This is a genomic window from Massilia sp. UMI-21 (genome assembly GCA_015277795.1).
Lineage (GTDB): Bacteria > Pseudomonadota > Gammaproteobacteria > Burkholderiales > Burkholderiaceae_D > Telluria.
This window is the reverse complement of record CP063848.1, coordinates 744467-769491: the sequence shown is the minus strand read 5'-3', so window position 1 is coordinate 769491 and position 25025 is coordinate 744467. Positions and strand designations below refer to the sequence as shown.

The 25025-nt window shown below is 65.8% G+C and carries 22 protein-coding genes; 7 read left to right on the top strand and 15 right to left on the bottom strand.

What is annotated here, in order from left to right:
• Positions 1-50 precede the first annotated feature (50 nt).
• Genes IM543_03380 through IM543_03355 form a run of 6 tightly spaced genes read right to left on the bottom strand, consistent with a single transcriptional unit; the run spans position 51 to position 7204 of the window.
• Positions 51-2030, bottom strand: a complete 1980-nt coding sequence (locus tag IM543_03380; protein ID QOY94955.1) for an Ig-like domain-containing protein — start codon at positions 2028-2030, stop codon at positions 51-53.
• 52 nt (positions 2031-2082) lie between these two features.
• Complete coding sequence (gene pilQ / locus IM543_03375; GenBank protein ID QOY94954.1) at positions 2083-4266, bottom strand: type IV pilus secretin PilQ; 2184 nt, start codon at positions 4264-4266, stop codon at positions 2083-2085.
• Between the two features lie 8 nt (positions 4267-4274).
• Entirely contained in the window at positions 4275-4811 is a 537-nt protein-coding gene (locus IM543_03370) for a pilus assembly protein PilP (protein ID QOY94953.1), read from the bottom strand.
• Positions 4808-5506 carry a type 4a pilus biogenesis protein PilO gene (locus tag IM543_03365; protein QOY94952.1) on the bottom strand — a complete coding sequence of 233 codons (699 nt, stop codon included), beginning with the start codon at positions 5504-5506 and terminating at the stop codon, positions 4808-4810. The genes IM543_03370 and IM543_03365 overlap by 4 nt, the downstream gene beginning before the upstream one ends.
• Positions 5507-5510: 4 nt before the next feature.
• Positions 5511-6140, bottom strand: coding sequence for a PilN domain-containing protein (locus IM543_03360; protein QOY94951.1), 630 nt, complete (start codon positions 6138-6140; stop codon positions 5511-5513).
• Positions 6140-7204, bottom strand: a complete 1065-nt coding sequence (locus tag IM543_03355) for a pilus assembly protein PilM (protein ID QOY94950.1) — start codon at positions 7202-7204, stop codon at positions 6140-6142. Before IM543_03355 ends, IM543_03360 begins: the two co-directional genes overlap by 1 nt.
• A 375-nt stretch (positions 7205-7579) precedes the next feature.
• On the opposite strand from IM543_03355, the gene IM543_03350 reads away from it, so the two are divergent.
• Positions 7580-9919: a penicillin-binding protein 1A gene (locus IM543_03350; protein QOY94949.1), complete on the top strand. Its 2340-nt coding sequence runs from the start codon at positions 7580-7582 to the stop codon at positions 9917-9919.
• 72 nt (positions 9920-9991) lie between these two features.
• Here IM543_03350 and cyaY read toward each other — a convergent pair whose 3' ends face one another.
• Entirely contained in the window at positions 9992-10321 is a 330-nt protein-coding gene (gene cyaY / locus IM543_03345; GenBank protein ID QOY94948.1) for an iron donor protein CyaY, read from the bottom strand.
• Positions 10322-10362: 41 nt separating this feature from the next.
• Between cyaY and IM543_03340 the strand changes: the two genes are divergently transcribed.
• Entirely contained in the window at positions 10363-10560 is a 198-nt protein-coding gene (locus IM543_03340; protein QOY94947.1) for a lipoprotein, read from the top strand.
• Positions 10561-10624: 64 nt separating this feature from the next.
• A complete protein-coding gene (lysA, locus tag IM543_03335) occupies positions 10625-11902 on the top strand; it encodes a diaminopimelate decarboxylase (protein QOY94946.1) in 1278 nt (425 codons plus the stop codon).
• A 126-nt stretch (positions 11903-12028) separates the two neighbouring features.
• On the opposite strand, the gene IM543_03330 is transcribed toward lysA, so the two are convergent.
• The 4 genes from IM543_03330 to IM543_03315 all read right to left on the bottom strand — a co-directional run bounded on the left by IM543_03330 (position 12029) and on the right by IM543_03315 (position 15836).
• Positions 12029-12655, bottom strand: coding sequence for a sulfoxide reductase heme-binding subunit YedZ (locus tag IM543_03330; GenBank protein ID QOY94945.1), 627 nt, complete (start codon positions 12653-12655; stop codon positions 12029-12031).
• A gap of 2 nt (positions 12656-12657) precedes the next feature.
• The gene (msrP, locus tag IM543_03325) at positions 12658-13635 is read right to left on the bottom strand and encodes a protein-methionine-sulfoxide reductase catalytic subunit MsrP (protein ID QOY94944.1); all 978 of its coding nucleotides are present in this window, start codon (positions 13633-13635) and stop codon (positions 12658-12660) included.
• A 111-nt stretch (positions 13636-13746) separates the two neighbouring features.
• Positions 13747-15153 carry a heavy metal sensor histidine kinase gene (locus tag IM543_03320; GenBank protein QOY94943.1) on the bottom strand — a complete coding sequence of 469 codons (1407 nt, stop codon included), beginning with the start codon at positions 15151-15153 and terminating at the stop codon, positions 13747-13749.
• Entirely contained in the window at positions 15150-15836 is a 687-nt protein-coding gene (locus tag IM543_03315) for a heavy metal response regulator transcription factor (protein QOY94942.1), read from the bottom strand. The genes IM543_03320 and IM543_03315 overlap by 4 nt, the downstream gene beginning before the upstream one ends.
• Before the next feature lie 134 nt (positions 15837-15970).
• Between IM543_03315 and IM543_03310 the strand changes: the two genes are divergently transcribed.
• The gene (locus tag IM543_03310; GenBank protein QOY94941.1) at positions 15971-16465 is read left to right on the top strand and encodes a heme-binding protein; all 495 of its coding nucleotides are present in this window, start codon (positions 15971-15973) and stop codon (positions 16463-16465) included.
• Positions 16466-16487: 22 nt separating this feature from the next.
• A complete protein-coding gene (uraH, locus tag IM543_03305; GenBank protein QOY94940.1) occupies positions 16488-16898 on the top strand; it encodes a hydroxyisourate hydrolase in 411 nt (136 codons plus the stop codon).
• A gap of 106 nt (positions 16899-17004) precedes the next feature.
• Here uraH and ccsB read toward each other — a convergent pair whose 3' ends face one another.
• The 3 genes from ccsB to IM543_03290 all read right to left on the bottom strand — a co-directional run bounded on the left by ccsB (position 17005) and on the right by IM543_03290 (position 21069).
• Positions 17005-18171, bottom strand: coding sequence for a c-type cytochrome biogenesis protein CcsB (gene ccsB, locus IM543_03300; GenBank protein QOY94939.1), 1167 nt, complete (start codon positions 18169-18171; stop codon positions 17005-17007).
• A 22-nt stretch (positions 18172-18193) separates the two neighbouring features.
• The gene (locus IM543_03295; protein ID QOY94938.1) at positions 18194-20299 is read right to left on the bottom strand and encodes a cytochrome c biogenesis protein ResB; all 2106 of its coding nucleotides are present in this window, start codon (positions 20297-20299) and stop codon (positions 18194-18196) included.
• Positions 20300-20406: 107 nt separating this feature from the next.
• The gene (locus IM543_03290; GenBank protein ID QOY94937.1) at positions 20407-21069 is read right to left on the bottom strand and encodes a cytochrome c4; all 663 of its coding nucleotides are present in this window, start codon (positions 21067-21069) and stop codon (positions 20407-20409) included.
• A gap of 185 nt (positions 21070-21254) precedes the next feature.
• On the opposite strand from IM543_03290, the gene IM543_03285 reads away from it, so the two are divergent.
• The gene (locus IM543_03285; protein QOY94936.1) at positions 21255-21995 is read left to right on the top strand and encodes a YihA family ribosome biogenesis GTP-binding protein; all 741 of its coding nucleotides are present in this window, start codon (positions 21255-21257) and stop codon (positions 21993-21995) included.
• Positions 21996-22024: 29 nt separating this feature from the next.
• On the top strand, positions 22025-23038 hold the full coding sequence (gene hemB / locus IM543_03280; GenBank protein ID QOY94935.1) for a porphobilinogen synthase: 1014 nt from the start codon (positions 22025-22027) through the stop codon (positions 23036-23038).
• A gap of 66 nt (positions 23039-23104) precedes the next feature.
• On the opposite strand, the gene IM543_03275 is transcribed toward hemB, so the two are convergent.
• On the bottom strand, positions 23105-24799 hold the full coding sequence (locus IM543_03275; GenBank protein QOY94934.1) for a tyrosinase family protein: 1695 nt from the start codon (positions 24797-24799) through the stop codon (positions 23105-23107).
• Positions 24800-25025 lie beyond the last annotated feature (226 nt).

The window sequence follows — 25025 nt, the reverse complement described above, 5'->3', positions numbered from 1 at the left end:
GCCAGTATAGACTGGCCGCCTCTTTTTGCGTCAAAACCCTTGCTTCAAGCTCAAGGGCAGCTGAACGTGACCTTGAATGGAACCGAGGTCGTGCTGCCCTTCGGCGTAGTCACCGTCACGTCGAAGGTGGCGACGCTGCCTGCCGTGCAAGGCTTGGGAGCGGCGCTGCTGATGGTGAAACGATGGGTCGAACCCTGGGGGCCGGCGGCGTTGCTGCCGGTATGGTCGTCCACGCCCGCCAGGTTGTGTGGCAGGATGTTCGGCACGGTCGCCGGGACCACGCCGACAACCGAGGCGTTGGCGATGGCGGTAACCTCTACGGTCGAGCTGGCTGGCAGCGGATTGAGGTTCAGGTCATTCAGCTGCAGCGTAAAGACCAGCGGATTGTCCGAAGGAACCGGGCCGATCTCCACCAGCCGGTTCGGCAGCGGCGTGGTCGAGCCGTTGAGGTAAATGTTGTCAGCAAAGCTGCCGCTGAAGAAGATCGCCGTCTTCGCGAACTGCGTGTTGCTGCCGTCGGTCGTGCTGGCGCAGATCGTTGCGACGCCCGCGCGCGGGCTGTCGGGCGTGCTGCCGGCCAAGGTATTGCAGGGAGTTGCCGGCTGTCCAGGCACCGCAACACGGGGATTCTGGGTGCGGAAGTCCACCGAGCAGCCACCGTTGACGGTATTGCAGCCCCCCTTGTCGGACGAGCCGATCGCGCCGAGGTTCGTCTGGAACACGACTGGCGTGCCGTCCGGGACCGGATTGCCAGACTGGTCGGCAAGCAGGATGCTGACGACGCTGGCTGGCGTGGTCGTACCGCTGTCGACGCGCCATCCCTCGACGTTCGAAACAGAGGTGCTCAGCGACAGCGAGCGCTGCACCGGCAGGCCGGTGGTGACGACGATCGAGTCGGAAAGGGTGGAGATGTTCGGGCGCGTGGCGGTAGCCGTGTTCGGCAACGTCGCCTGGACCCGGAAAGTGGTCGGCGTATCGAGCGAATTGACCGTCGTGATGACCTCCCCGTTCTGGTCGGTCGTGTCGGTGGCCTTGTTGAGCGTTACTGCGCTATTCGGGATCACCGAGAAGTCGACGCGCTGGCCCACCAGCGGGCGGTCGAAGATGTCAAACACGCGGTAGCGCAAGGTGGCGGTTTCGGTACGACCGACGCCGCCCTGGCCGCGGATCACGATGGACTTTTCCAGCGGCGCGGCCGACACGAACTGCACCGACGACGCCGCAGGCGGCGCGATCTTGAGCGTTGCGGTCACGGGCGTGCCGACGCCATCGGCCGACGCGGTGATGACATCGTCGTTGCCGCAACCCTGGTCGCGGTAGACTGCCATGGCTTTGCCCTGGTTGGTCGCGACGGAGGCCGCCAGCGTGGCCTTGCCCGCGGTAACGCAGGCGGAACTGAAGCGCACGGTGACCTGCTGTCCGGTATAGGCGACGCCGTTTGCCAGAACATCGACCGACACCTCGGTCGAACCATAGGCGGCAATGCTCGTCTGCGATAGGCGCAGCGTGCTGAAGGTGAGCGCGGTAGCGCCGACCGAATAGTTGGCTTCGCTGGTCAGCGTGGCGCCGGCGACGGTCGTGGTCGCCGTGACCTTGCCGGCGCCGCCGGCCGACAGGCTGGCGGTGCGCAGGGTCACGGTGGCGACGCCGCTAGCATCAGTCAGGCTGGTGCCGGCAGTTGGCGAAAAAACCGCCAGCGCCGGATCGGTGGCGAACGAGACGAGCGCATTCGGCACCGGCTTCCCGGCCTGGTCGAGCACCAGGGCACGCACGGTGAGCGGGGTAGCGCCCGTGAGCGAATTGCTGGCCTGGCCGCTCGCGTTCACGAAGCTGACCGCCACGGTCGGCGTGGCCGGCACCGTCGGGGTCGGGGTGCTGCCGGTGCCGCCGGAACCGGTGCTGCCGCTGCCGCCGGCGCTGCCCGGATCGCCGCCGCCGCCGCCGCAGGCGCTCAAGAGGGCTGCGGCCAGGCCGATGGCGGTCCAGCGGCCGATCGACGCCAGGGTGTCCTGTTTTGGAGAGTGGTCCATGACTTCTGTTCTTCCTGTTGTTATGTCGTTGTGATGCTTTCCCCGAGGGGGATCAGCGTCCCGCCGCGGCGTCGTTCACGATCTTCGGCGTGATGAACACCAGCAGTTCGGTCTTGGTGCTTTCGCGGCCGGTGGTCTTGAACAGGTAGCCCAGCACCGGCACGTCGCCCAGCAGCGGCACCTTCTGCTCGTTGTTGCGCTCGGTCTGCTGGTAGATACCGCCCAGCACCACCGTGCCGCCGTTCTCGACCATGACCTTGGTCTTCACGTGCTGCGTGTTGATGGCCGGGCCGGCGCGGGTTTCCTCGCCCTTCGAATCCTTGTTGACGTCGACCTCGAGCACGACGTTGCCGTCCGGGGTGATCTGCGGCGTCACTTCCAGGCGCAGGTTGGCCTTCTTGAAGGTGATCGAGGTCGCGCCGCTGCTGGTGGCGACCTGGTACGGCAGTTCGATGCCCTGCTCGATCACGGCGATCTGCTTGTCTTCGGTGACCACCCGCGGGCTCGAGATGATCTTGCCCTTGCCGTCGGCTTCCAGTGCCGACAGCTCCAGGTTGAGGAAACGGTTGGCGGCCGAGGAGAACAGGCTGAAGGCCAGCGAGGAAGCCGGGGTGCCGCCGATCGGCGCGGCCGGCAGGTTGACCATCGTGGTATTGGTGTAGCCGTCGCCGGTGTCCGGGGTCTGGCCGGTGACCTGGCCGACGCCGGTGAGGTTGCCGCCGATGGCGACGCGCTCGTTGCCCTTGACCTGCCAACCCGAATCGCCGCCGCGCAGGGTGCGCAGGTCGGCGAAGCCGAGCTTGGCGCCGAGGTTGCGCGAGAAGCCGTCGTTCGCTTCCACCAGGCGCGCCTCGATCAGCACCTGCTTCGAGGCGACGTCGGTCTTCTGGATCAGCTTGCGGATGTCCTCGATCTTCGACGCGACGTCGGTCACGAACAGCTGGTTGGTGCGCGGATCGACGATGGCGCTGCCGCGCTTGGACAGCACCCGGTTCCTGCTGTCGCCGGCAACCGAGGCGCCGCTGGCGTCCAGGCCGAACACGGTGCGGAAGGCCTCGACCTTCTGGTAGTTCAGCTGGAAGATCTCGGAGCGCAGCGGCTCGAGCTCGGCGATCTGGGCGCGCTGCTCGAGTTCGAGCTTTTCCTTGGTCAGCAGCTCTTCCTTGGGCGCGATCCACAGCACGTTGCCGTTCTTGCGCATGTCCAGGCCCTTGGCCTGCAGGACCACGTCGAGGGCCTGGTCCCAGGGCACGTCGCGCAGGCGCAGGGTCAGGTTGCCGGTGACGGCATCGCTGGTGATGATGTTCAGGCCCGAGATATCGGCGATCGCCTGCAGCGCGGCGCGCACTTCCACGTTCTGGAAGTTGAAGGACAGCTTCTCGCCACGGTAGCCATTGGCCGTGCCGCCGGGACGGTTCGGGTCTTCCTTCACCGGGCGTACGTCGACGATCAGCTGGGTGTCGCTCTGGTACACCGACTGTTCCCAGGCGCCTTGCGCATCGATGGTCATGCGCACGTTCTCGCCCTGGGCGCTGGTGGTGATGCGCGATACGGGGGTGCCGAAATCGGTCACGTCGAGGCGCCGGCGCAGCGTTTCCGGAAGGCCGGTGCGCAGGAAGTCGACGAGCACCTGGTTGCCGACCTGGCGCACGTCCACGCCAACCTGGCCGTTCGGCAGGTCGACCACGACGCGGCCTTCGCCGTTGCTGCCGCGGCGGAAGTCGAGGTCGCGCAACATCTGGCGCGGCGCCGGCACCGCTGCCGGGCCGGTCACCGGCATGCCGGCCGCGTTCACGGCCTGGGCCACGCCGCCCGAGCCCTCGACGGTGACGATGACCGACTTGCCGTCGATGGCAGTGGCGTAGTTCAGGGCGCGCGCCAGGTTCAGCACCAGGCGGGTACGCTCGCCGGCCTGCACCACGTTCAGGCTGCGTACGTCGCCGAGATTGATCTCCTGGGAGCTCTTGCCGGTGGCATTGCTGGTGGCGCCGAAGTCGAGCGCGATGCGCGCCGGATTGGTGATCGAAAAGCCGATCGGCGGCTTGGCCGGGGCCTGGCGCATCGCGATGTTCAGGACCACGTTCGCGCCCTGCTGGTTGGCGGTGATCGATTCGATGGCATTTCCCTGCGCCGCGGCCGCGCCGGCACAAAGGGCCAGGACGACCGCCAGGGGAAGCCTTGCACAGCGCGCCAGGAAGCCCGGCACGGTGAGTCGAATGGTGCTGCGATTGTTCATGCCTGGGGTCATTTCCCGGTCTCCTTGCTGTCCGCCAGCTCGATCGTCGCCTTGCGCTCGACCCAGTCGCCGGTGGCGTCCTGCACTACTTCCCTGATGTCGATCGCGCCTTCGCTGATGCGCGTGACCGACCCGTGATTCTGGCCGATGCGCTGGCCCGCCTTGACCCGGTGGATCGCTGCGTCGATCTGTACCAGCGCATAATTGACGCCGCCCTTCTGCAGCGTGCCGACCATGCGCATGGTGTCGAGCGGGTAGTTCTCGAGCACCTCGCGCGGGCGGCTGTCGTCCGGCTGCAGCGGATTCGTGCTGCGTGCCGCCACCCGCGCCATCTCGTCGAGCAGCTTGGCTTCGCTGAACGGCTCGACCTCGGCGCCCGGATTATAGGCATAGGGGACGAATTCCTTCGGTTCCGGCAGCGGCTTCACCTTCGGCACGGTCTCGCGCTGGACCTGCTTCATCCAGTCGCGCACTTCCTGGACGTCACCGTCGCCGCAGCCGGCGAGCAGCGCTGCCGCGCCGAATGCACACAATAGGCGCATCATTTCACCGCTCCTTTGTTTTCCTTGGCCTTGCCGCCTTTGGCTTTTCCTTTGCCCTTCTTGGCCTCGCGCGCCGACTTCTGCGCGCTGATCTCGTCGGGGTCGAGGTAGCGGAAGGTCTTGGCCACCGCTTCCAGCTGCAGGCCGCCGTCGCGCGTGCTCAGCACCATGTTGTTGAGCGTGACGATGCGCGGCAGATTCGCCATGTCGGCGGCAAAGGCGCCGACGTCGTTGTACTTGCCGCTGACCTTGATGGCGATCGGGAGTTCGGCGTAGTAGTCGCGGATGACCTCCTGGCCCGGCTTGAACAGCTCGAACTGCAGGCCGCGGCCGACGCCGGCCTGGTTGATGTCGGACAGCAGGTCCGCCATCTCGGACTTGCTCGGCAACTGCTTCTCGAGGCGCGCCACGTACTGGTCGACCTGGGCCTTCTGGGCCTGCAGGGCGTCGAGGTTGATGGCCTGGGCCATCTTGCTCTTGTATTCGGTGCGGAGCACGGTTTCTTCCTTGGCGCCCTTCTTCTGCTTTTCGAACTGACCGTCCCAGTAGAAAAAATAGCCGAGGCCGATGACGGCCGCCATCACGCCGGCCGCGCACAGCAGGCGCGGCGCCAGCGGCCACTGGCCGGGCTGGCGGCCCTGCAAGTCCTGGAACTGCCCGGCGACCTGGCTGCCGAGGTCCTTGAGATCGATGTTCATGTGCTCAGCCTCCCTTGCCCGGCTGTTGAGCGCCGGCCTTGGCCACCTTGGCCACGTCGGCAGGGTCTTCCTGCTCGCGCAGGCGCTTGATCGCCACGTCCATCTGGAACTCGACCACCTTGCGCCCGGTCTTGCTCTGGTTCAGGGTAGCGACCTTCACTTCGGTCAGGTTGGGACGCTCGAGCCAGGGCGAGACGCCGGACACATTGCGCAGCAGCTCGGCCACCCGTTCCTGCGACTGGGCGTAACCGTTGAGCGTCACCTTCTGGCCTTCCTGCCGGAACGACTTCAGGTACACGCCCTGCGGCGTCTGGCGCACCAGTTCGTCGAGCACGTAGACCGGCTGGTTGCGGTCGCCCTGCAGGTCTTCGACCGCCTGCTGGCGCGCCTTCAGGGCCTCGATTTCTTCCTTCAGGGTCTTGATCTGGCCGATCTTCTTGTCCAGTTCCGCGCTGGCGGTCTTGAGCACCAGGTTGCGTTCGTTCTGGACCGCGATGCGGCTGGCGTTCCAGCCGCCGACCAGCAGCACCACGGCGGCGCCGACGATGCCGCCCAGCGCCAGCATGGCCACAAACGCAGCCTGCTTCTGCTTGCGCTTGGCTTCGCGGTGGGGTAACAGGTTAATGCGGATCATCAGCCGAACCTCCGCAAGGCCAGGCCGCAGGCGACCAGGTAGGCCGCACCTTCCTGGCGCAGCTGCTGTTCGCGCACCAGCGGGCCATGGGACATGCCGGTGAACGGGGCCACGACGCTGCTCGGGATGCGGGTGCGGCTGCCGATCAGCTCCAGCAGTCCGGGCAGCGCGGCGCAGCCGCCGGCCAGGTAGAGCTGGTCGATCCGGGTGTAGGGCGTGGAGGTGAAAAAGAACTGGATCGCACGCGTGATTTCCAGCGCCGCGCTTTCCAGGAAGGGGCTCAGCAGCTCGGCGCGGTAGTTCTCCGGCAGGTCGTCGGCCTTCTTGCGGGCTTCTGCCTCGTCGAAGGCAAGGCCATAGGCGCGCACGATGTCCTGGGTGAGCTGGGTGCCTCCGAAAGGCTGCTCGCGCTCGTAGATGGTCTCGCCGTTCTGCAGCACCGACACGTGGGTGGCCTGGGCGCCGATCTGGAACAGCGCCACGATCTGCTCGGGCCTGGCATTGGCGGCGCGCACGAGGGCGGCGCGCGCCGCGTAGGATTCGATGTCCATCACGGTGGCACTCAGACCGGCCGCCTCGGCGATCGCCACGCGGTCCTCGACCTTCTCGCGGCGCGCGGCGGCCAGCATGACTTCCATGTCTTCCTGCGAATTCGGGGCCTGGCCGATCACGTCGAAGTCGAGACTGACCTCGTCGAGCGCGAAGGGGATGTACTGGCTGGCTTCGGATTCGACCTGCACTTCCAGCTGGTCTTCCGACAGGCCGGCTGGCAGGATTATTTTCTTGGTGATGACCGCGGCCGGCGGCATGCCCAGCGCCACGTGCCTGGCCCTGGTGCCGCTTTTTTTCCAGACCCGGCGCACGGCCTCGGCCACCTGGTCGATGTTGTCGATGTTGCCGTCCACGACCGCGCCGCGCGGCAGCGGTTCGGCGGCATAGCGCTCGAGGCGCAGTTCACCTTTGCCGGCGTCTTCCAGCTCCACCAGGCGGACGCCCGACGTGCTGATGTCGAGACCGGCCAATGGCGGGCTGGACTTTCCGAACAAGGAACCTAGATTGATCACGAGCGTACTCCTTGGCTGCCCTTCCCGCCTGAAGCAGGATCTTGTGGGCACCTGTGAGGTGCCCTATTGAACGCCCGCTGGGGGATATGTCCTGTTAAATCACTCAGTTAGTGCATATTTATGAGGCACCGCTTCAGATCGTAGCGAAAAGGATGCACCCAGACAAGATATTTCTATGAAGGAACACCCCAATCCGGGGCATGTACGCCACACTCTGGCAGTCACTGTTATCACCCCTGCCACGACCATTACTTGCTTGATATCGCAGCTTGTCAATCTTGAACTTGGTTTGCTTGAGCTCGCACTCAGCAGCGCGTGTGTCGGGCTTGAAAGGCGTGACTTATAATGGGATGGTTCAAGGGAGCAAAGACCAGCATGAAAGAGAAACAAACCCCGGGCGCGTCCTCCGCCGCCTCCAAATACAGCCCCAAGCGCCTGTTCCTGCTGGCGCTCGGCGCCATCACCGGCCTGGCCGTGATCGGCGTGCTGGTACTCGTGTTCGCGCTTGCGATGGCCTATCCGAACCTGCCCGCGCTCGACACCATCACCGACTACCGGCCCAAGATGCCGCTGCGGATCTTCACCGCCGATAACGTCCTGATCGGCGAATTCGGCGAAGAGCGCCGCACCCTCGTGCACTTCAAGGACATTCCGGATGTCATGAAGAAGGCCGTGCTGTCGATCGAGGACGACCGCTTCTACGAGCACAGCGGCATCGACTACTGGGGCATCCTGCGCGCCGCGTTCAAGAACGCCACCGGCGGCGCGCGCCAGGGCGCCTCGACCATCACCCAGCAGGTGGCGCGCAACTTCTTCCTGTCGTCGGAGCAGACCTTCAAGCGCAAGGCCTATGAAGCGATGCTGGCCTGGAAGATCGAGAAGAACCTGAGCAAGGACCAGATCCTCGAGCTCTACATGAACCAGATCTACCTGGGCCAGCGCGCCTTCGGCTTCCAGTCGGCGGCGCAGATCTACTACGGCAAGGACCTGCGCGACATCAGCGTGGCCGAAGCCGCGATGCTGGCCGGCCTGCCGAAGGCGCCGTCGGCCTACAATCCGGTCGTCAATCCGACCCGCGCCCGCACCCGCCAGCAGTACATCCTGCAGCGCATGCATTCGCTCGGCTACATCACCGACGCCCAGTACCAGCAGGCCAAGAACGAACCGCTGAAGATCAAGACCGACAGCACCGCCTTCGGCGTGCACGCGGAATACGTGGCCGAGATGGCGCGCCAGCTGGTCTACGAGCAGTTCAAGGAAGACACCTATACGCGCGGCCTGAACGTGTTCACCACCATTACCAAGGCCGACCAGGATGCGGCCTACCTGGCGGTGCGCCGCGGCGTGATGGAATACGAGCGCCGCCACCCCTACCGCGGCCCGGAGTCGTATATCGACATCCCGCGCGCCAAGGCCGATGCCGAGGAAGCCATCGAGGCCGAGCTGGCCGAGCATCCGGACAGCGACAACATCGTGGCCGCCATCGTGCTGCAGGCCTCGCCCTCGAAGGTGAGCGCCACCATCGCTTCCGGCGAGACCATCGACATCACCGGCCCCGGCCTGTCCTTCGCCAAGTCCTGGCTGTCCGAGAAGGCCGCGCCGAACCGCCGCCTGCGCCGCGGCGCCGTGATCCGCGTGATGCAGGACGACGAGTCGAAGTGGATCATCACCCAGATGCCGGAAGTGGAATCGGCCTTCGTTGCGGCCAGCACCGAGGACGGCGCGATCCGCGCGCTGGTGGGCGGCTTCGACTTCAACCGTAACAAGTTCAACCATGTGACCCAGGCCTGGCGCCAGCCGGGTTCCTCGTTCAAGCCCTTCATTTATTCGGCCTCGCTCGAACGCGGACTGTCGCCGGCCACGATCATCAACGACGCCCCGATCAGTTTCGATGCCGGCCAGACCGGCGGCCAGGCCTGGGAGCCTAAGAACTACGACAACCGCTACGAGGGCCCGATGACCATGCGGCGCGGCCTGACGCAGTCGAAGAACATGGTCTCGATCCGTATCCTGAACAAGATCGGCGCGCGCTACGGCCAGGAATTCGCGACCCGCTTCGGCTTCGACCCCGACCGCAACCCGGCCTACCTGACGCTGGCACTGGGCGCCGGCTCGACCACGCCGCTGCAGATGGCCGGCGCCTACGCCGTGTTCGCGAACGGCGGCTACCGCATCAGCCCTTACCTGATCTCGAAAGTGACCGACAGCGACGGCAAGGTACTGTCGGAAGCGCGTCCCGAGCGCGCCGGCGTCGAGGCCAACCGCGTGATCGACGCGCGCAACGCCTTCCTGGTCGACAGCATGCTGCGCGACGTGGTGCGCCACGGTACCGCGACCAAGGCGCTGTCGCTCAAGCGCCCCGACCTCGCGGGCAAGACCGGCACCACCAACGACTCGATCGACGCCTGGTTCGCCGGCTATACCCCGCAGCTGGTGGGCGTGGCCTGGATCGGCTACGACCAGCCCAAGAACCTCGGCAACCGCGAGACCGGCGGCGGCCTGGCGCTGCCGATCTGGATCGGCTACATGGGCAAGGCGCTCAAGAACGTGGAAGTGGCCGAGCGCGAAGTGCCGCCGGGACTGATCCTGTTCAATGGCGATTACTACTACGCCGAGACGCCGCCGGGCACCGGGGTGCAATCGCTCGACGTCGGCCCGCCGCCGGCGCCGGCCGAGCAGAAGCAGCGCGACGCGGTCAGGAACGAGCTGTTCTGATTTGACCGATCGGTAAAAAAATGGCGACCAGCTGGTCGCCATTTTTGCAGGTGGACCGGGCCACCCTGTACATCAGCCCAGCGCCACCGGCGCCCCGCCCTGCTCGGTGACATACTGCGACAGCGACACGAACAGTTCCGAGTCGTCGCGCGTGTTGCGCCACTGGTCGCCGACGCGCTTGTAGTGGTAGCCGCCCGAACGCGCCGCCACCCACATTTCCTGCAGCGGCGCCTGGCTGTTGATGATGATCTTGGTCGCGTTGCGCAGGAATTCGACTTCCAGCACGTTGCCGCTACGCTTGCATTCGACATCGACCACGTCTTCGTCGTTCAACTTGTCGAGGCAGGCCTCGATGCGGTCGAGGGTGCTTTCGGCCAGCGCCAAAAAATCGGATTCGGTCATGCTACACTCCAAAGTCTGCTAATCAAAACACCATTCTAATCGTGAACTCCACCATCGCACGCGGCATCGTGCCAATCGCGGGCGCCGGCCTGGTTGCCGTGTTCCTGGCCGGCTGCGGCCAGACGGGTCCGCTCTACATGCCGACGCCGCCGGCCAAGCCGGCGCCCGCCGCCGACACCCCGCGGCCAGCTCCACCCGTTCCGTCCAATAACGCCTCGATTCCGGCGCCGACCAGGTAAGCTTTTTTCGCACCCTTTTTCGCACCCTCTCGCCCTCTTTCTCGCCCTCTTTCCCGCACCCTCTATGTCGCACTTCCAGTACCAGAACGGCGTCCTGCACGCCGACAGCGTTTCCCTGCCCGCCATCGCCGAAGGGTTCGGCACGCCGACCTATGTCTATTCCAAGTCGGCGCTGCTGGAGAATTTCAGGGCCTATGCCGATGCCTGCCGGGGCCGCGACGCCGTGGTGTGCTACGCGATGAAGGCCAATTCGAACCTGGCCATCCTCGACCTGCTGGCGCGCGAAGGCGCGGGCTTCGACATCGTCTCGGGCGGCGAACTGCTGCGCGTGATCGCGGCCGGCGGCGACCCGCGCAAGACCATCTTCTCGGGCGTCGGCAAGACCGTCGAGGAAATGAAACTGGCGCTGGAAAAGAACATCCTGTGCTTCAACGTCGAGTCGATCCCCGAACTGCACCGCCTCAACGACGTGGCCGGCAGCATGGGCAAGCGCGCGCCGGTGTCGCTGCGCGTGAACCCGAACGTGGACGCCAAGACCCATCCCTATATCGCCACCGGCCTGAAGGCCAACAAGTTCGGCGTGGCCTTCGATGATGCGCTGGATACCTACCGCACCGCCGCATCCCTGTCGAACCTGGACGTGGTCGGGATCGACTGCCATATCGGTTCGCAGTTGCTGGACGATGCGCCCCTGCTCGAGGCACTGGACAAGCTGATCGAACTGATCGACACCCTGGCGGCAGAAGGCATCATTCTCCACCACCTCGACATCGGCGGCGGCCTGGGCGTGAACTACGGCGCCGAAGGCGACCAGCCGCCGGTGCCGGTGGGCGACTACCTGGGCCGCCTGTTTGCCCGCATCGATGCCTGGCGCGCCGACAAATACGAGGGCAAGCCGGTCAAGGTGATCTTCGAGCCGGGCCGCTCGATCGTGGCCGATACCGGCGTGCTGCTGACTAAAATCGAGTTCCTCAAGCCCGGCGCGGAAAAGAACTTCGCCATCGTCGATGCGGCCATGAACGACCTGATGCGCCCGACCCTGTACCAGGCCTGGATGGGCGTGCAGCCGGTGGTGCCGCGCGAGGGCGACAAGCTGGTCTACGACGTGGTGGGACCGGTGTGCGAATCGGGCGACTGGCTGGCGCGCGAGCGCGAGCTCGCCGTCGAGACGGGCGACCTGCTGGCGATCATGACCGCCGGCGCCTACGGCATGACCATGGCCTCGAACTACAACACCCGCGGCCGCGCCGCCGAGGTGATCGTCGACGGCGACCGGGTCCATGTGATCCGCCAGCGCGAGAATCCGGCCGACCTGTTCGCGCTGGAATCGATGCTGAAGTGAACTGTAGGGTGGACGGCTTCGCCGTCCGCGCGTTCAACACAATCATGCGTCGTCACAGCGCATCCGGGAGTTGAACGCGCGGGCGTCTGTCATTCCGGGCATTGCCCGAAAATTACCCCGCCCACCCTAGCTTACTGCGGCTTTCCGTGTCTTCCTGGCCGCGCTCCAATACACCCGTACTCCCAGCAGCGCCGCCACGATCAAACCAAAAATGATCGGCTCCTGGAAGTCGTTCTTACCCGCCTTCATCCACCAGAAATGCAGGATTCCCAGCGGCGCGATCACGTAGATGAGCCGGTGCAGCCACTGCCAGCGCTTGCCGCCCAGCCGCTTGATCATCGCATTGGTGCTGGTCGCCGCCAGCGGAATCAGGAGCACGAAGGCGATGAAGCCGACCGTGATGAAAGGCCGCCTGACGACATCCTTGAGCATCGCCGCGACGTCGAAGAAATGGTCGAACCAGAAGAAGCAGGTGAAGTGCAGCAGCGCGTAGAAGAACGCGAACAGCCCCAGCATGCGCCGCAGCTTGATTACCCAGTTCCAGCCGGTGAGGCGGCGCAGCGGCGTCACGCCCAGGGTGATGCACAGGAAGTACAGGGTCCAGTCGCCGGTGCCGCGCGTGAGGTATTCGAGCGGCTCGACCGGCACGCCCTGCGCCACCAGCCACGCCATGCGCAGGAAAGGCAGCAGCGCCAGCACGAACACGACGGCCTTGATGGCGCCGACCTGCCTGGTCGATGGATTGAAAGCCATCGTCAGAAGTAGCGCTTCAGGTCCATGCCGCTGTACAGCGAAGCGACCTGGCCATAGCCATTGAACATCAGGGTCTTGCGCTTGGCCTTGAAGAAGCCGTCCTCGCCGATGCGGCGCTCGCTGGCCTGCGACCAGCGCGGATGGTCCACGTTCGGGTTCACGTTCGAGTAGAAACCGTACTCGTTCGGGGCCGAATCGTTCCAGGCGGTGCGCGGCTGGCGGCTCGTCAGGCGGATCTTGACGATCGACTTGGCCGACTTGAAGCCGTACTTCCAGGGCACGATCAGGCGTACCGGCGCGCCGTTCTGGTTGGGCAGCACCTGGCCGTACATGCCGACCGTCAGCAACGTCAGCGGGTGCATGGCTTCGTCCATGCGCAGGCCTTCCACATAGGGCCAGTCGAGCACGGGGCTGCGCAGGCCCGGCATCTGCCGGTTATCGGCCAGGGTGGTGAACTCGACGTACTTGGCATTGGCGGTCGGCTCGACCTGTTTCAACAGGTTCGACAGCGAATAGCCGACCCAGGGAATCACCATCGACCAGCCCTCGACGCAGCGCAGGCGGTAGATGCGCTCTTCGAGCGGGGCGAGCTTGAGGATGCGGTCGATGTCGAGGGTGACCGGTTTCTTCACCTCGCCCTCGATCGTCACGGTCCAGGGACGGGTGCGCAGGCTGTCCGCGTTCTCGACCGGATCGCCCTTGTCGGTACCGAATTCGTAGAAATTGTTGTAATGCGTGGCGTCCTTGAACGAGGTCAGCTTTTCGTCGGTGGACAGGGCCGCGTTGCGGGTGGCGGCCAGGCGCTGGCCGGCCGTCTGGGCAAATGCCTCGCGGTTGGCCATTTCCCACACGCTGGAGCCGACCGCAGCGGTGGCGGCGATGCGGGCTATAAAGGCGCGCCGGCCTTCATACACCTCGCGCGGCGTGATCTCGGAAGGATACGGAAGGTCGATTCCGTTCGGATTGCGTTTGAAAAGCATGATTGACTCCGCTTCAGAGTGAAAGTTCAGCTTACACCAGACAGCTTAAGTGCACGTTAGCACTTTCCCAGCCTGGCCCAGAGACGGCATGGCGCGCAGGACAAAAGCGTGTCATGCGCCGGCGTCCGCCTTGCCCATCGGAAAGGCGAGCGTAAAACGGGTGTCCGGCCCATCGGCCTGCACGGTGACGCTGCCTCCATGCGAGTGCATGATGGCGCGCACGATCGACAGGCCCAGCCCGGTCGATCCTTCCGCATCGCTGCGGGCGGCGTCGGCCCGGTAGAAGCGCTCGAACAGGTGCGCCAGGTGCTCGGGCGCAATCGCGGTGCCGCGGTTGTGGACGCTCAGTTCCACCGTGCCTTCGCGTGGCTGCGCATGCAGGGTGACGACGCTGCCCGGGTCCGCATGGCGCAGCGCGTTCGAAACCAGGTTCGCCAGCGCCCGGCGCAGCAGGGACGGATCGGCCGGGAACTGGCCGGCACCGCTGCAGGCCAGGCGCAGCCCGCGCTCTTCCGCCATGCCTTCGAAAAAATTCGCCACCCGTTCGAGCTCGTCCAGCGCCTGTACCTGGCGCCGCGCGAGCACCAGTTCGTCCTGGCCGGCGCGCGCCAGGAACAGCATGCTCTCGATCATGCGCGCGAGCCGCTCCAGTTCCTCGATGTTCGAGGCGATCAGCGTTTCGTATTCTTCCCTGCTGCGGCCTTGCGCGAGCATGACCTGGCTCTGGCCGATCATGTTGGTCACCGGGGTGCGGAACTCGTGCGCCAGGTCGGCGGAAAAGCCCGACAGGCGCGCATAGCCCTCCTGCAGGCGCGCCAGCATGGCGTTGAAGGCGTCGATCAGCGGGCGCAGCTCGGACGGCGCCGTGGCGATGTCGAGCCGGTGCGCCAGCGTACCGGGCCTGACCAGCGCGGCATGCTCGGCCACCGTCCGCAGCGGGCGCAGGCCGCGCCGCAGCATCAGGGCCGCCAGCAGCGCCGCGGCCAGGGCGCCGACGCCGCAGGCGGCGCCAATGCGCAGGCGGTAGCGGGCGAACATGGCGCTGCGTTCGCCGTAGGCGCGCGCCACCACCACCGTGACCGGGGTCGCTCCCAGGCGCGCGCTGCCGGCGACGACCCTGCCGGGAACGCCGCCACGGCCGGTCCAGCCGGCGATCGACGCGATGCCTGGCGCCGCGCCCGCGGACGGCGGCAGCGGATAGCGTTCGCCGGCCGGATTGATATCGGCCAGCACCACGCCGCCGGGCGCGACGATCCGCACCAGCGAATTCTCCTGGCCGCTCATGGTGTCGCGGAAAAAATCCGGCTGCGAGGCCACCAGCTCGGCGGCGCCGGGCCGCCCGAGCAGGATCTGCACCTGGCGCAGCTTGCCCAGCAGCTGGATGTCGTCGCGCCGCGTGATCTCGGCCACGAAGGCGCGGTACAGGTACAGGCCCAGGCCGGCCGCGGTGAACGCGACGATCAGCACGAAGATCAGCGTGACCCGCAGGGTCAGCGAATTGCGCCAGGATGCCTTCATGCCGGGTCCTGCGCTTCGCAGACATAGCCCATGCCGCGCCGGGTATGGATCAGCTTTTGCGTGAAAGGGTCGTCGATCTTGCGCCGCAGGCGGCGCACGGCGGCGTCGATGACATTGGTGTCGCTGTCGAAGTTCATGTCCCACACCTGGGACGCGATCAGCGCGCGCGACAGCACCTGTCCGTGGCGCCGCGCCAGCAGGTGCAGCAGGCCGAACTCCTGGGCGGTCAGGGCGATCGCCGTCGTGCCGCGCCGCACGCGGCGGCGCAGCACATCGATTTCGAGGTCGGCAATCCGGATCAGCTCTTCCTCGCGCACCGGGCCGCGCCGCAGCAGCGTGCGGATGCGCGCCACCAGTTCCACGAAGGCGAAGGGCTTGACGAGATAGTCGTCCGCGCCCAGTTCCAGCCCGCGCACGCGGTCCTCGAGCTCGTCGCGCGCGGTCAGGAACAGGACCGGGATCTGCTCGGTGGCGGGGCTGGCGCGCAAGGCTTCCAGCACCTGCCAGCCGTCCATCCGGGGCAGCATGACGTCGAGCACCACCAGTTCGATCTCTTCCTCGTGCACGATTGCCAGGCCGTCGCGGCCATTGCGCGCGAGCCGCACCGGAAAGCCCGATTCGGCCAGGCCGCGCTGCAGGTAGTCGCCGGTCTTCGGCTCGTCTTCGATCACCAGGATGGTCATGGCAGGCAGGGAAGCAAAATCCCATTCTATGCCGGAGCGGCCCCGTCCAACATGACAGGATTGTCATCCGGCGGTCAGGCTGGCGTCGCCGGGGGCGTGACAAGATGATGCTCATCCCGTTTCGAAGGTCCACCATGTTCAGGCAGTCATCCATCATTCTTCTTGCGGCCCTGGCCGCAGGCCCGGCCGGCGCACAGCTGCGCCAGCATCCCGAACTCGGCCTGGAGGCGGCGGAGCGCCTGGCGGCGCGCGCCATCCAGTCCTGCCGCAGCGAAGGCCGTGCGATCGTCGTCGCCGTGCTCGACCGCGGCGGCAACCTGGTCGTCGTGCAGCGCGACGATGGCGTCGGTCCGCACAACACCGAGGCCAGCCGGCGCAAGGCCTATACCGCGCTGTCGACGCGGCGGCCGACGCTTGCCCTGGCGCGCGACGCCCGGGCCGGCGCCGATACCCGCAACCTGGCGACCCTGCCCGAACTGCTGCTGCTCGGCGGCGGCGTGCCCTTGCTGGCACAAAGCCAGATCGTCGGCGCCATCGGGGTTGCCGGCGGCGGCGGCCCGGTGCATGACCACGCCTGCGCGCTGGCCGCCATCGGCGCCGTCCCCGAGCTCGATCAACCCACCCCTTGATACCTCAATTTTAGGAGAACCCATGCGCACCACCCCACAACTCGCCCTTGCCGGCCTGCTGTACGCCGCCAGCCTGGCGGCCGCCGCGGCGCCGAATCCACTCAGCGTCCACGTGCTCGAACTGCAGAGCGGCCAACCGACCGCGGGCATCGAGGTCAGGCTGGAGCAGCGCGTCGGCGCGCAGTGGCGCGAACTGGCGAGCGGCGTCACCAACGAACAGGGCCGCGTCCCCGCGCTGTATCCGGAAGATAAACCGATGGCGAAGGCCGACTACCGCATCGTCTTCGAGACGGGCGAGCATTACGCGCGCCGCGGGCAGGCCAGCTTCTTCCCGCGCATTCCGGTCGAGTTCACCGTCAACGGGCCCGCGCAGCACTATCACATTCCCTTGCTGCTGAGCCCATTCGGCTACTCGACCTACCGCGGTAACTGAGGCGGCCTGGAACCTGTCTCAGTAGGGAGGAGGAAGTTGATGGTGATGCATGGCAAGCGAGGGCAAGGCGCGCCAGCAACGACTCATTCCCTACTGGGATAGGTTCTTACAGTTCGCCGTAGGAGTGCAGCCCCGACAGGAACATGTTGACGCCCAGGAAGGCGAAGGTCGTCACCAGCAGGCCCACCACCGCCCACCAGGCCGCCACGCGCCCGCGCAGGCCCGACATCAGGCGCATGTGCAGCCAGGCCGCGTAGTTGAGCCAGACGATCAGGGCCCAGGTCTCTTTCGGGTCCCAGGACCAGTAGCCGCCCCAGGCCTCGGCCGCCCACAGCGCGCCGAGGATGGTGGCGACGGTGAAGAAGGCGAAACCGACCGAAATCGACTTGTACATCACGTCGTCCAGCAGTTCCAGGGAGGGCAGGCGGTCGGCCAGGATGCCGTGCGATTTCAGCAAATAAGCGGTGCCGACCATCGCCGCCAGTGCGAAGGTGCCGTAGCCGATGAAGTTGGCGGGCACGTGGATCTTCATCCACCAGCTCTGCAGCGCCGGCACCAGCGGCTGGATCTGCGCGGCGTCGCGCGACACCGTGTACCAGAGCAGGAAGGCCACCGCGGCCGAAATGACGAGCAGCACGAAGGGGCCCAACTGGCGGGTCGCGTAGCGCTGCTCGTAGTAGAGGTAGAACATCGCGGTAATCAGCGAGAACAGGATGAACACTTCGTACAGGTTCGACACCGGGATGTGGCCGATGTCCGGGCCCAGCAGGTAGGACTCGAACCAGCGCACCATCATGCCGGTCCAGCCCAGCACCACGCCTGCCCAGCACAGCTTGCTGCCGACCGAGCTGCCGAAGTTCGATCTGCCGGCCAGGCCGATCCAGTAGAACACGGTCGAGAACACGAACAGCGCACTCATCCACAGGATGGCGGACTGGCTCGACAGCATGTATTTCAGGAAGAACTTCTGGTTGGCCGCATCCAGGGTTCCGCCGTACAGCGAGATCGCCCACAGCGACAGCACGGCCACCAGCGGGATCAGCCAGCGCACCGGTTTCCAGTGCCAGCCCAGCAGCGCGAAGGTCGGCGCGCTCAGCACCAGGATGGCCTGCTCGTAGATGTCCATGTGGTGCGCGTAGCGGTTCAGCGCGAACAGCGCGGCGGCCAGCAGGGCGGCGCCGTACAGCCAATCGAGCGCGTTCAGGCCGCGGAAAAAGCCCGGCTGCTGGACATAGGCCTTGCTCTGGCCGTTTTGGGCTTGCGACAGTTCCATCGTATTCTCCAGTGCCGCGGCCTCAGGCCGGCTGCGGCAGTTTTACTTTCAGGTCGTCGAATTCGCGTTCGAAGTCGAGGGTCTTGCGCTGGGTGCTCATGGCCATCAGCGCGTGGGCGCCACCGCTCTGGTCGCGCACCCACACCCACATGCGTCGTTCACGAATATAAAACATTGCGAACACGCCCGCCACCAATAGCACGCAGCCGAGGTAGACGATGCTCTTGCCCGGCGAGCGCGTCAACTGCAGTACGGAAGCTTTTACCTCGTTGAATTCTTCCAGCTGCAGGTAGACCGGCGCGCCGTAGAACACGCTGTCCGACAGGGCATTGGTGGCCAGTTGCAGGTAGCGGCCGTGGGCTTCGGTCGGCTCGACCGGCGGCAGGCCGGCCTGCGCGTTGGCGGCCTGCCACAGCTCCCACAGGGCGCCGTTGAGCATCTTCATGAAGATGGCGGCGGCTTTTTCCTGCTCTGCCGGCGGAATCTTTTCCAGGAACTGCGAGACACCGACGAAGCCGCCGCGGCCACCCGCGTTGCTCGCATCTCCGGCAAAAATCGCCAGGGTGCGGCTGGCGGACTCTTCCAGTTGTTGCGTCAGGCCGCCCTGCCCCTGCTGCTCCGGCGCCAGCGCCCGCGCCGCGTAGCGCCGGGCCGCCTCGCGCCGCAGCGCGGGATCGGCCAGCGCGGCGCGCAGGCGCATCCAGGTGCGCACGCTGTAGGCGTCGTCGGCCGGAATGCGCAGGAAGCTGAAGTTCTCCGAGGGGTTGGTGCGCACGCCGGCAAGGTAGACCTGGGCGCCCTCGAGCGTCACCGGCTGCATGTAGTTCAGGAATTCGCGCGCCTGGCCGGTCTTGTCGCGCAGCTTGTACTGCACGCTCGGGCCGACGTTCTTGAGGTCCTTGTTGTCGGCGTGCTTGGCCGCCGAGCCGGAAGCCTTGCCCAGGGTGGCCGCGAACTGTTCGTTGAACGACCGGTTCCTGGCGACCGCGCGCGCATCCTGCTCGGCCGCCACGTTCTCGACGTTGAACGGGCGGAAGCCCGACCATTCGACCGACCAGGTCTCGTTGCCCTGTTTCAGTTCGGTCGCCGAGCCGACCGTGCCGTCGATCTGGAAGGCCTTGTCGGTGACACCGCTCATCGGGAAGCCGGTGAGCTTGAGCTTGCTGCCGCCGTCCTCGAAACTCGACTGGTACACCGCCACGCCCTTGTAGATCAAGGGATGGTTGACCTTGATCGTCGCCGGGAAGGTCTTGCCGGTGGCGTGGTCGCGTACGATCACGTCGCTGGCGAACAGCTTGGGCATGCCGGTCGAGTAGAAATCGATGTGGAACTTCTTCAGCTGGATCGAGAACGGCAGCTCCTGCACCAGCACGCCCGAGGCTTGCGGCAGCAGCGCGGTGTCGCTGGTCTGGCCTTCGGCGATCAGGGTGTTGCCGCGGAAGGTCGGGTTCGACACGCTGAGTCGGTGCTGGGCCGGGATGTCGGCGATCACGCCGCTGCCGCCAAACGGGGTCTTGCCCAGGAACCACTGCTGGAACTTGATCGGCAGCTCCGAGTCGAGCATGCCGCCCAGCAGGATCACGATGATGGCCGTGTGGGCGAAAATGTAGCCGAACTTGTTGCCGGCGCCCTTCTTCGCCGCCACCAGCATGCCGCCCTCTTTCTCGACCAGCTTGACCGCGTAGCCGGCATGGCGCAGGCGTTCGGCGGTCTGGGCGGCGAGATCGGTGCGGGCCAGCGGCGCGGTCCACTCGACTTTATGGTGGAAATTACGCAGCGATTCTTCGCGTACCCCCTCGCGCCAGCTGCGCATGTCGCGCAGCATCTTGGGGGCGTTGCGCACCACGCACAGGGCGGTGGAGATGATCAGGACGACCAGGATCAGCAGGAACCACCAGCTCGAATACACACTGTACAGGCCGAGCCGGGCGAACACCTCGAACCAGAATGGCCCGAACTGGTTCACGTAGTTCGGCATCGGCTCGTTCTGCTTGAGGACGGTGCCGATGACCGAGGCGATGGCGACGATCGTGAGCAGGCTGATGGCAAAGCGCATCGAGGATACCAGCTCGACCGCTTCGGCGAACCCGCGGCGGCGGGTGTTCAGTTCAATTCCGGTGGTACTCATGTTCTATCTTCTACAGCGCCCACGAAACCGGGCAAACCTGCCGAGCATACAGCAAAAAGGGCAGCCAGCTCAGCGCCGCTGCCCTCTCGTCGTCCTATTTGTGCCGATTATTTCAGGCCCGCGATATAGTCCGCGACCGCCTTCATTTCTTCCGGCGACATGCGCTGCGCGAGCGTGGTCATCTGGATGCTGTTCTTGCGGGTGCCGTTCTTGAAGTTTTCAAGCTGGGCGTACGTGTAGTCCTGGTGCTGGCCCGACAGGCGCGGGTACTGGACCGGGATGCCGCCGGCGGTGGCGCCGTGGCAGCTGGCGCAGGCGGCGACGCCCTTCTCGGCGATGCCGCCGCGGTAGATCTTGCGGCCCAGTTCGACGGTGTCCTTGTTCTTGGCGGCGCCCGGCTTGGCCTGCTGGTCGGCGAGGTAGGCCGCGATGTCGCGTTTCTCGCCCTCGGTCAGCAGCTTGGCGTAGGTCGTCATGATCGGGTTCTGGCGGCTCGGAGTGGTGAAGTCGACCAGCTGCTTGTGGGTGTACGCGCCGATCTGGCCGGCCAGTTTCGGGTTGGCGACGATGGTCGAGTTACCGGCCGCGCCGTGGCAGGACATGCAGGCGGGCAGGCCGCGCGCGGTATCGCCTGAATCGTAGAGGGTTCCGCCCTTGGCGGGGTCGGCTTTGGCGGCAACGCCTTGTGCTTCGGCCGCCGACACCGTTGCGGAGACAGCCAGGCTTGCAAGCAACAAGGACTTCAACAGCGAAAACGTCAAACGATTCATTCAAGCACCCTGAAAAAGTCAAAAACAGATTTTGGAATTTACAGTGAAACAGTGCAGCAGCCTTACTGGTGCTCCCCCACCGGAGCATCAATTAACCCCTTATTGTACAATAGCTTTGTTTCCTCATCGCCATTTCGTTGCCTTTTGCACCTTGGCATTTAAACTTCATCCCCACGTCTACACGCATGTCCAAACTATGGCAGGCCCGGTTCTTTACGACCGTTAACCAGTTGCGCGATCTTCCGGGCACGCAGGTTCCCGAAATCGCCTTCGCCGGCCGCTCGAACGCGGGCAAATCCACGGCGATCAATATTCTCACCAACCAGAAGGGTTTGGCTTTCGCGTCGAAGACGCCGGGCCGTACCCAGCACATCAATTACTTCTCGATCGGCGGCGCCCACGTGGGCCAGCACCGCAAGGACCCGACCATCGTCGAAGAGATCCGTGCGCTGCTGGTCGACCTGCCGGGTTACGGCTACGCCGAAGTGTCCGGCACCGCCAAGCTGCACTGGCAGAAGCTGCTGGGCGACTACGTCCAGCGCCGCGAGCAGCTGGCCGCACTGGTCCTGATCATGGACTCGCGCCGCCCCTTCACCGACCTGGACGTGCAAATGCTGGAATGGTTCGCCCCGACCGGCAAGCCGATCCACTGCATCCTGACCAAGGCCGACAAGCTCAACCAGAACGAAAAGACCAACGTCCTGCGCCAGGCGCAAAAAATCCTCGACAGCTATGTCGACGAGGATGGCGAGGGCTTCCCGTTCACGGTGCAGCTGTTCTCGGCGCTCAAACGCATCGGCATCGACGAGGCGGACGCCAAGATCCTCGAACTGCTCGGCCTCGACCAGGAAGACGAACAGGAAGAAGACGCCGACGGTGCGGCGCCGGATGCGCCGGCCGCGGGCCAGGATCCGGATTCGGAATAACGCTTCATTGGGACATCATTGGAACTGAAATGACCATCATCACGCCAGCCACCTACCCTGCCGCCCGCATGCGCCGCATGCGCCGCGATCCATTCTCGCGCGCACTGATGCGCGAGAACGTCGTCACCAGCGCGGACCTGATCTATCCGGTGTTCATCCTCGATGGCGAGAACCAGCGCCAGCAGGTGGCCTCGATGCCGGGCGTGGAACGGGTATCGGTCGACCTACTGTTGACGGTGGCCGAGGAATGCGTGGCGCTGGGCATCCCGATGCTGGCCCTGTTCCCGGTGGTCGACGCCTCGCTCAAGACCTATGACGGCATCGAAGCCACCAATCCGGACGGCCTGGTGCCGCGCGCCGTGCGCGAGCTGAAGCGCCGCTTCCCGGAACTGGGCATCATGACCGACGTCGCGCTCGACCCCTACACCACCCACGGCCAGGACGGCCTGCCCGACGAGAACGGCTACATCGTCAACGAAAAGACCATCGAGATGCTGATCAAGCAGTCGCTGGCGCAGGCCGAGGCCGGCGTGGACGTGGTGGCGCCCTCGGACATGATGGACGGCAGGATCGGCGCGATTCGTGGCGCCCTCGAACAGAACGGCCACATCCACACCCGCATCATGGCCTACTCGGCCAAGTATGCGTCGGCGTTTTACGGCCCGTTCCGCGACGCGGTCGGCTCAAGCGCCAATCTGGGCAAGGCCGACAAGAACACCTACCAGATGGACCCGGGCAACAGCGACGAGGCCCTGCGCGAAGTGGCGCTCGACCTGGCCGAAGGCGCCGACATGGTGATGGTCAAGCCGGGCATGCCCTACCTGGACGTGGTGCGCCGCGTGAAGGACGAGTTCAAGGTACCGACCTTCGCCTACCAGGTCAGCGGCGAGTACGCGATGCTCAAAGCAGCGGCGCAGAACGGCTGGCTGGATCACGACAAGGTCATGATGGAATCGATGATGGCCTTCAAGCGCGCCGGCGCGGACGGCGTGCTGACTTATTTCGCGCTGGAGGTGGCGCGCAAGCTGAAAGCGCAGGGCTGATGCGCCCGACATGATACTGAAAGACGGCGCCGATGGCGCCGTCTTTCGTTTGCGCGAGCACTCCGCTCAGTAGGTTTCGACATTCACCGCCAGCAACTCCACCGCCTCCGCCCCTCCCATGCCATGGTGGTGCCCCGGCATCGCCGCCAGCGGCAGCACGCGCAGGCGGATGCTGCCGTCGGCCGGTAGCGGCTGGGCGGCGCTGGCCTGGCGCAGCTTCTCGGTCAGGGGCAAGCTGTAGGTCAGCGCGCCGCAGGCGCCGCGGTGGCCGAACATCATGATGGTCGCCAGGTAGAACGGGCTGCCCGCATCCACCTGCGTGGCGTCGTCCGGACCGTTGAGCACCACCACGTAGGCGTCGTGCACCATCAGCGGGAAGTTCAGGGTGACGTTGACCACCAGCACCTGGCTGGCTGTGCGCGCCCCGTCGATGGTCGCGCCGGACAGGCGCACGACCGCGCTGGCCGGCTCGGCGGTGGAAATTTCGCGCCGCAATACGGTGCCGTTGGTGCGGCCACGCTTGGCTTTCGGCCCCGGGACGGTGGCGTAGCGCGGAATCTGCTCCTCGCCCGCACCGGGCTCGTAGTCGTAGGCGAAGGCCGTGGTCCAGGCGTAATCGCCGGCCCGGGTCTGGGTGACCGGCTTGCCCTGGGCATCGACGAAGAACAGTATCGGCTCGCGCGCCCAGCGGTAGTAGTCGCTCGCGCGTTCCGCCGGCGACTTCTGCTCGTCCGGCAGGTCGGTGCGCAGGTCGTAGCCGGCCGGCAGATAAGGCAGGCCGAGCTGGATCTGCTTGCGGGTCCAGACGTCCCACAGGCGGTCCATGTTGCCATGGTGAAGGAAGAAGATCGGGTCGACCGGGGACAGCATGTCGCCCATGAATCCGCGTGCCTCGGTGAAGTTGCAGTCGCGCGAGCCGACGCAGCGGTGGATCGAATTGTGCGGCCGCGCTTCCAGGATGCCGAAGCCGGCGCTGGTGTGATGGTTCGCGCTCTTCGCGCTGCCGAAGGTGAGGAAATCCGGCGCCGCCAGCGCCGCCTCGATGGTGGCGGGTGCGACGGCGTCGGCGGTGGCCAGCGAGAAGCCCGGCTGCTCGCGCCGGATGCCGCGCGCGCCGGGCTGGTCGAAGAACATGCGGCCGGACGGATCCTGGACGATGTCGAACATCAGGTCCTGCTCGAAACGGATGCGGCGCGACAGCAGTTGCCCGAGTTGCGTGCGGCTACTGAAGCCGGTGCCGGGCAGCGACCAGTAACCGGCCTGCTCGATGACCCCTGTCAGCATGCGTTCGAAGTCCGGCGCGCTCGCCAGGTAGGCAGGGTGATTGGGATCGAGCACATCGTCGAACATGCCGTCGGGGATCTTCTGCTCCACCGTCCAGTCCCAGTACGGCAGGGCGAACTGCGGGTCGCCGCTGAGCTCGCGACAGACCTGCTCGAACCAGCCGAGGTAGCCGCGGTGCCATGGCAGGAACCACCAGTTGCCATGCGGGCAGTCGAGCGTGTGGACGATTGCCTGGCGATACCAGTTGCGCGGGTCTTCGGGCGGCAGCGCCAGCATGGCGCGGATGGCCTTGGCGTAGCTCTTCAGCATGCGCGCCCCCTGCTTGCCGGACGCGTTGTAGCGTCTGTAGCGCACGGGCTTGCTGCTGGCCATGGCGGTGCCGCCAAACGGCAGCATGCTGGTGCAGAGGGTGATGCCGGCGGTCTTCAGGACGGTGCGGCGCGACGGGCTGGGCAGCGCGAGTGGCTTGTCGATCATGGATGCTCTCCGTTGATGTGAAGAACAATGCCTGGAAACAGTTCCTCCAGACACGAAGGGATGACCCGCCCGAATGGCGGGCATGAACCCAGCCTAAATGCTTCGCCCGCAGCGCCATCTGGCCGCGCACAAGCATGCTCATCCTCGCGGCATTGCGCGGGATCGAGCCGCTTGCATGGGAACAGTCGAAAAGGGAGGCGGCTGCCGCGGACGCCGCAACCGGAGG

Coding starts and splice junctions, on each gene's coding strand:
- IM543_03310 (QOY94941.1), top strand. CDS start 15,971: ATGTTCAGGCAGTCATCCATCATTCTTCTTGCGGCCCTGGCCGCAGGC.
- hemB (QOY94935.1), top strand. CDS start 22,025: ATGACCATCATCACGCCAGCCACCTACCCTGCCGCCCGCATGCGCCGC.
- msrP (QOY94944.1), bottom strand. CDS start 13,635: ATGCTTTTCAAACGCAATCCGAACGGAATCGACCTTCCGTATCCTTCC.
- pilQ (QOY94954.1), bottom strand. CDS start 4,266: ATGAACAATCGCAGCACCATTCGACTCACCGTGCCGGGCTTCCTGGCG.
- ccsB (QOY94939.1), bottom strand. CDS start 18,171: ATGGAACTGTCGCAAGCCCAAAACGGCCAGAGCAAGGCCTATGTCCAG.
- IM543_03290 (QOY94937.1), bottom strand. CDS start 21,069: ATGAATCGTTTGACGTTTTCGCTGTTGAAGTCCTTGTTGCTTGCAAGC.
- IM543_03365 (QOY94952.1), bottom strand. CDS start 5,506: ATGAACATCGATCTCAAGGACCTCGGCAGCCAGGTCGCCGGGCAGTTC.
- IM543_03295 (QOY94938.1), bottom strand. CDS start 20,299: ATGAGTACCACCGGAATTGAACTGAACACCCGCCGCCGCGGGTTCGCC.
- uraH (QOY94940.1), top strand. CDS start 16,488: ATGCGCACCACCCCACAACTCGCCCTTGCCGGCCTGCTGTACGCCGCC.
- IM543_03315 (QOY94942.1), bottom strand. CDS start 15,836: ATGACCATCCTGGTGATCGAAGACGAGCCGAAGACCGGCGACTACCTG.
- IM543_03285 (QOY94936.1), top strand. CDS start 21,255: ATGTCCAAACTATGGCAGGCCCGGTTCTTTACGACCGTTAACCAGTTG.
- IM543_03380 (QOY94955.1), bottom strand. CDS start 2,030: ATGGACCACTCTCCAAAACAGGACACCCTGGCGTCGATCGGCCGCTGG.
- IM543_03370 (QOY94953.1), bottom strand. CDS start 4,811: ATGATGCGCCTATTGTGTGCATTCGGCGCGGCAGCGCTGCTCGCCGGC.
- IM543_03360 (QOY94951.1), bottom strand. CDS start 6,140: ATGATCCGCATTAACCTGTTACCCCACCGCGAAGCCAAGCGCAAGCAG.
- IM543_03350 (QOY94949.1), top strand. CDS start 7,580: ATGAAAGAGAAACAAACCCCGGGCGCGTCCTCCGCCGCCTCCAAATAC.
- cyaY (QOY94948.1), bottom strand. CDS start 10,321: ATGACCGAATCCGATTTTTTGGCGCTGGCCGAAAGCACCCTCGACCGC.
- IM543_03320 (QOY94943.1), bottom strand. CDS start 15,153: ATGAAGGCATCCTGGCGCAATTCGCTGACCCTGCGGGTCACGCTGATC.
- IM543_03330 (QOY94945.1), bottom strand. CDS start 12,655: ATGGCTTTCAATCCATCGACCAGGCAGGTCGGCGCCATCAAGGCCGTC.
- IM543_03275 (QOY94934.1), bottom strand. CDS start 24,799: ATGATCGACAAGCCACTCGCGCTGCCCAGCCCGTCGCGCCGCACCGTC.
- lysA (QOY94946.1), top strand. CDS start 10,625: ATGTCGCACTTCCAGTACCAGAACGGCGTCCTGCACGCCGACAGCGTT.